Annotated in this window: 7 protein-coding genes; 2 read left to right on the forward strand and 5 right to left on the reverse strand. The window is 69.9% G+C overall.

What is annotated here, in order from left to right:
* The 4 genes from H0W40_RS19085 to H0W40_RS19100 form a co-directional block, all read right to left on the reverse strand.
* A partial coding sequence (locus H0W40_RS19085) for a MerR family DNA-binding transcriptional regulator (protein ID WP_292449403.1) occupies positions 1–122 on the reverse strand: 122 nt, incomplete at its 3' end.
* A 16-nt stretch (positions 123–138) separates the two neighbouring features.
* Positions 139–405 (reverse strand): thioredoxin family protein, encoded by a 267-nt coding sequence (locus tag H0W40_RS19090; protein ID WP_292449391.1) that lies wholly within the window; start codon positions 403–405, stop codon positions 139–141.
* 202 nt (positions 406–607) lie between these two features.
* Positions 608–1102: a Cu(I)-responsive transcriptional regulator gene (cueR, locus tag H0W40_RS19095; RefSeq protein ID WP_292449393.1), complete on the reverse strand. Its 495-nt coding sequence runs from the start codon at positions 1100–1102 to the stop codon at positions 608–610.
* A complete protein-coding gene (locus tag H0W40_RS19100) occupies positions 1099–3534 on the reverse strand; it encodes a heavy metal translocating P-type ATPase (RefSeq protein WP_292449395.1) in 2436 nt (811 codons plus the stop codon). Before H0W40_RS19100 ends, cueR begins: the two co-directional genes overlap by 4 nt.
* A 186-nt stretch (positions 3535–3720) precedes the next feature.
* Between H0W40_RS19100 and H0W40_RS19105 the strand changes: the two genes are divergently transcribed.
* Entirely contained in the window at positions 3721–3912 is a 192-nt protein-coding gene (locus H0W40_RS19105; protein WP_292449397.1) for a heavy-metal-associated domain-containing protein, read from the forward strand.
* Between the two features lie 147 nt (positions 3913–4059).
* Positions 4060–4221 (forward strand): hypothetical protein, encoded by a 162-nt coding sequence (locus tag H0W40_RS19110; RefSeq protein WP_292449399.1) that lies wholly within the window; start codon positions 4060–4062, stop codon positions 4219–4221.
* 63 nt (positions 4222–4284) lie between these two features.
* Here the strand turns inward: H0W40_RS19110 and H0W40_RS19115 are convergent.
* A partial coding sequence (locus H0W40_RS19115) for a vitamin K epoxide reductase family protein (protein ID WP_292449401.1) occupies positions 4285–5124 on the reverse strand: 840 nt, incomplete at its 5' end.

Raw genomic sequence — 5124 nt, forward strand, 5'->3', positions numbered from 1 at the left:
TCGTAGAGCCGGTAGCCGCCTTCGCTCTTGCCGCTGGGCGCGACCAGGCCCTCGCGCTCGTAGTAGCGCAAGGTGTCGGCGCTGACCTCGGCGAGCGCGGCCAGCTTTCCGATGGTGAACATGCGGTGCGAATCTCGCCTACGCCGCCCGGCCCAGTCCGGCGAGCCGCAGACTCGCCTCGTCCACGCCGCGGCCGGCGCAGCAGCTCGCAAGCGTGCCGTCGATCGCCACGGCGGGCACCGAGCGCACGCCGAGCGCCTTGGCGCGCTTGACGACATCCATGTCCCGCATGTCGAGCACGTTCACCTCGCACGAGGGGCAGGCGATGCTCTTGATCAGCGTGATCGCTTCCTCGCAGGCCGAGCAGCCCGCGCTGAACACTTCCACCTTGCGTTTTGCAGCCATTGCTTCACTCCTTCGTTCGGTTGATGCGGCCGATCGCTGTTGCACAGCCGCGGGGGCGAGAGCCGTGAGGCTCGTGTTGCGACAGGGGCATCTTGAACCTTGGAGCAGGCTCCAGTGTCAAGCGAAGCGCCGCAATCCGTGTGCGCGGGCGGCGTGACGGCTGCGCGTCGCTCGGCAACCGCAGGGTTCGGATGCGTGCCTTTCACGAAGCTTTCTGCCGTCGCGCCGAGAGCCGGTGCGCAGGGGCCGTCACCGGTTCGTTCGGCGACGGCCCTGCCTGCTCCTGCCCCAGCTCGTCGAGGATGGGGCAATCGGGCCGGCTGTCGCCGTGGCAGCACGCCGCCAGGTGTTCGAGCGTCTGCTTCATCGTGGCCATCTCGGCCATGCGCCGCTCCAGATCGGCCACGTGCGCCAGCGCGATGCGCTTCACGTCGGAGCTGGCCCGGCGGCGGTTCTGCCAGAGCTTGAGCAGTTGCGTGATCTCCGCGATGGAAAAGCCCAGGTCGCGCGCGCGCCGGATGAAGCGCAGCATGTGCACCTGCCGCTCGCCGTACTGCCGGTAGCCCGATTCCGTGCGGGCCACCGAGGGCAGCAGGCCCAGCGATTCGTAGTGCCGCACCATCTTGGCTGACACGCCCGAGCGCGCGGCGGCTTCGCCGATGTTCAAGGGCCCCGAGGCGGCCACGATCCGGTTCATTGCCCGCTTCCTTTCCAGCGCCGCAGCATCAGCGCATTGGTGACCACGCTCACGCTGCTCGCCGCCATCGCCGCGCCGGCGATCACCGGGCTGAGCAGTCCGAAGGCCGCCAGCGGAATGCCGACCACGTTGTAGACGAAGGCCCAGAACAGGTTTTGCCTGATCTTGGCGTAGCTGCGGCGCGAGATGTCGATCGCGTCGGCCACCAGCGCCGGGTTGCCGCGCATGAGCGTGATGCCGGCCGCGTGCATGGCCACATCGGTGCCGCTCGACATCGCGATGCCCACATCGGCCGCGGCCAGCGCCGGCGCATCGTTGATGCCGTCGCCGACCATCGCCACGCGCCGGCCGCCCGCCTTGAGCTCGCCGATGATCCGCGCCTTGTCTTCGGGCAGCACTTCGCTGCGGATCTCGTCGATGCCGAGTTCGCGCCCGACGGCTTCGGCGCTGCCGCGGTTGTCGCCCGTCACCAGCACTGTGCGGATGCCTTGCTCCTGCAGCAGCCGGACCGCTTGCAGCGCCGAGGTCTTCAGCGTGTCGCCGAAGGCCAGCAGGCCGACGAGGCGTGGCGCACCGGTCACGTCGGCCAGCCAGGAAACGGTGCGGCCTTGCGACTGCAGTTCGGCGGCGCGCGTCTTCAGCGCTCCGAAGTCGATCTTCAGCTCTTCCATGTAGCGCGTGCTGCCCAACCGCAGCTCGCGCTGGGCCACCGTGGCCGCCATGCCGCGCCCGGCGACGGCGCGCACCTGGCTGGCCGGCGCCACCGCGACGCGCTCGCGCTCGCCCATCTGCATCACGGCGCGGGCCAGCGGGTGTTCGCTGCCGGCCTGAATCGCTGCGCTGAGCGCTAGCAGCGAGGCGCTGTCGCCATCGGCTGCCTCGTAGGCGATCAGCTCCGGCTTGCCTTCAGTGAGCGTGCCCGTCTTGTCGAAGGCCACGACCTGCACGGCGTGCGCCACCTCCAGGGCTTCGGCGTCCTTGATGAGGATGCCGTGGCGCGCCGCCACGCCGGTGCCGGCCATGATCGCGGTCGGCGTGGCGAGGCCCAGTGCGCACGGGCAGGCGATGACGAGCACCGCCACCGCGTTCAGGATCGCTGCCTCCCAGTTGCCGGTGATCAGGCCCCAGCCGAGCAGCGTGGCCAGCGCGACGGCGATCACCACGGGCACGAACACGGCGCTCACCCGATCGACCAGGCGCTGGATCGGCGCCTTTTTGGCCTGCGCCGACTCGACCATGCGCACGATGCGCGCGAGCGTCGACTCGGCGCCCACCGCCGTGGTGCGCACGATCAGCAGGCCTTCGGCATTGACCGCACCGCCGGTGACCTTGTCGCCCACATCCTTGGCGACCGGCAGGCTCTCGCCGGTGATGAGCGACTCGTCGATCTGGCTGGCGCCTTCGATCACCACGCCGTCCACGGGCACGCGCTCGCCGGGGCGCACGACGACCAGGTCGTCGGTGCGAACCTGCGCGACGGGCAGCTCCAGCTCCTGCCCGTCGCGGCGCACGCGCGCCGTCTCCGGGCGCAGGGCGTTCAGCGCGCGGATGGCCTCGGTGGTCTGGCGCTTGGCGCGCGTCTCCAGCCACTTGCCGAGCAGCACCAACGTGATGACGACGGCCGAGGCCTCGAAGTACAGGTGCGCCATGCCGCCGGCGGCGCCATGCGCCAGCAGCAGGTAAAGGCTCAGGCCGTAGCCGGCCGAGGTGCCCAGCGCCACCAGCAGGTCCATGTTGCCGGTGCGCGCCTTCAGCGCCTTCCAGCCGGCGCGGTAGAAGCGCGCGCCGAGCCAGAACTGCACGGGGGTGGCGAGGGCGAGCTGCAGCCAGCCGTTGATCATCCAGTCGGCGCCGAACAGCGAGCCGATCATCGGCAGCACCAGCGGGGCGGAGAGCACGGCGGCCAGCGCGACCGGCCACCAGTCGGGCAGCGCCGGTTTCGCCGTTTCATCGGCAGCGGCGCCGGCATCGCTCGCCGGGCGGGCGGTATAGCCGGCCTTCTCGATGGCCGCGGTGAGCTGTGCCACATCGACATCCCGGCTCGCAAGGCGGACCTCCGCCATTTCAGTGGCCAGGTTCACTTCCGCGGATTCGACGCCCGGTACCTGCCCGAGCGCCTTCTCGACCCGGGCCACGCAGGAGGCGCAGGTCATGCCCTCGACCTTCAAGCGCAGCGTCTGCTCGCCGACGCTGTAGCCGGCTTTCTCGACCGCCGCGCGCAAGGCCGGCAGCGCCACGGAAGCATTCCCCCGCACGCTGGCCGCCTCCGTCGCCAGGTTGACGCTGGCCTCGCTGACGCCCGGCACCGCGGCCAGGGCCCGTTCGACGCGCGCCACGCAAGAGGCGCAGGTCATGCCCTCCACGGGGAAGGACCAGTCGCGCTGGGCTGCGGCGGGGGCGGCGGCCGGCTTCAAGGTCAGGGTGGTGTCCATGCTGTTGCGTCGTTTCGAGCCGAAGGGTGCGGCGAAGGCTCGACTGTGAACCTTGCCATTGTGGGAGGGTAAAGCGGCTGCGCTTCATCTCCCTGTCGGCCACCGGGGATTCGGGCGGCCGGCTTGAGCTTGCCATGGTGGCAAGGTTCACAGTCGTGGCCTCGCATCCTTTTCACGGAGACTGCCATGATCGAGTTCGATATCCCATCCATGAGCTGCGGCCACTGCGTCGACCGCGTCACCCAGGCCGTCAAGTCCGCCGACCCGGCGGCGACGGTCGAAGTGGACCTGCAGACCAAGAAGGTCAAGGTCCGGAGCAGCGCCGACCGCGAGGTGGTGTCGGCGGCGTTGAGCGAGGCAGGCTATGCGCCGAAGTGAAAGGGGCGGCGGGCTGATGCCGGCCCGCCGTTTCCGGCAGCATGTGCTTAGAGGAACGGCGCTTGCTCGAATATTGTTTCCGACAATAGAGGAGCTGCGCTTCTTGCATGCCGTGGGTGGGTGTGCGGCGGGTATCAGGAGGCCACGATGGACCAATCCATGATGGGCATGATGATGGGAAACATGATCGTCGGCGTGCTGTTCGCGCTGGTCATCGTCGTCGCGCTGGTCTGGCAGGTCGTGCTGCAGCGCAGGCTGCTGGCCGAGCTGCGGGAGCTGCGCGCCGACAAGGCCGCGCGCGCGACCTGACGCCAAGCTTGCCGGGCCCCGCGTTGCAGGTCCGAGAGGCGGACCAACGAGCGCGGGCGTCGGTCACAGCACGAAGCGATCCCAACTCCCGTAGTGCTCCACGCTGCGCGGGCCTCGCGGCAGGCTGAGCGCGATGACCGCAAGGCCGATCGCAACGCTCGCCGCCGCGGCCAGCGTCGAAGCGCCGCCCAGCACCCAGGGTGCCGCGATCAGCCACAGGCCCAGCGGCACGTTCAGAAAGCGCAGCAGCCGGCCCACCTCGGCCATCGCGCACACCGCCACCGTGAGGATCAGCGCGCCGACCAGGTGGTCGCTGTCGGCCATGGGCGGCTCGCTGCCGAACAGCGGCCGCGTGAACATCAGGGCGACACCCAGCAGGGCGCTGGCGACCAGCGTCCACGGCACGGTGACGCCGCGCAGCGCAGACGCCACCGACTTGCGCAGCGGTGCGTCGAAGCCCGCATGCCGGTCCTTGCCGCTGCCCGGTGAGGCGCCGCCGGTGAAGAAGGTGCGCCAGAACGGCTCGCCGCGGCGGTGGCTCTGCACGAGGTACTGGCCCATGGCGACCAGCTCGTCCAGCGTGTACGGAATCATGATCAGCATCGCCAGCGCGGCCATCAGGCAGAGCGTGCACCAGGTGCCGATCATGATCGGCTGGATGATGATGAAACCGATGCTCACCACGCCGAGCGGCACCACCACGACGCCGAACATGGCCACCATCCACGGCATCGTGCGCCAGCGGCTGCGCCCGCCCATCACGCCCATCAGCACCTCGAACACGTAGCTCACGGCGCCCAGGCCGGCGTCGGCGATCGGCAGGGCCTTGGAGACGTCGGAGGTGATGATCGTCTCGGTGGCGTTGAGCCCGCCGGTGCCCGCGAAGAAGGGCTCCCACACGCC

It is taken from the genome of Methylibium sp. (assembly GCF_013817345.1).
Lineage (GTDB): Bacteria > Pseudomonadota > Gammaproteobacteria > Burkholderiales > Burkholderiaceae_C > Methylibium.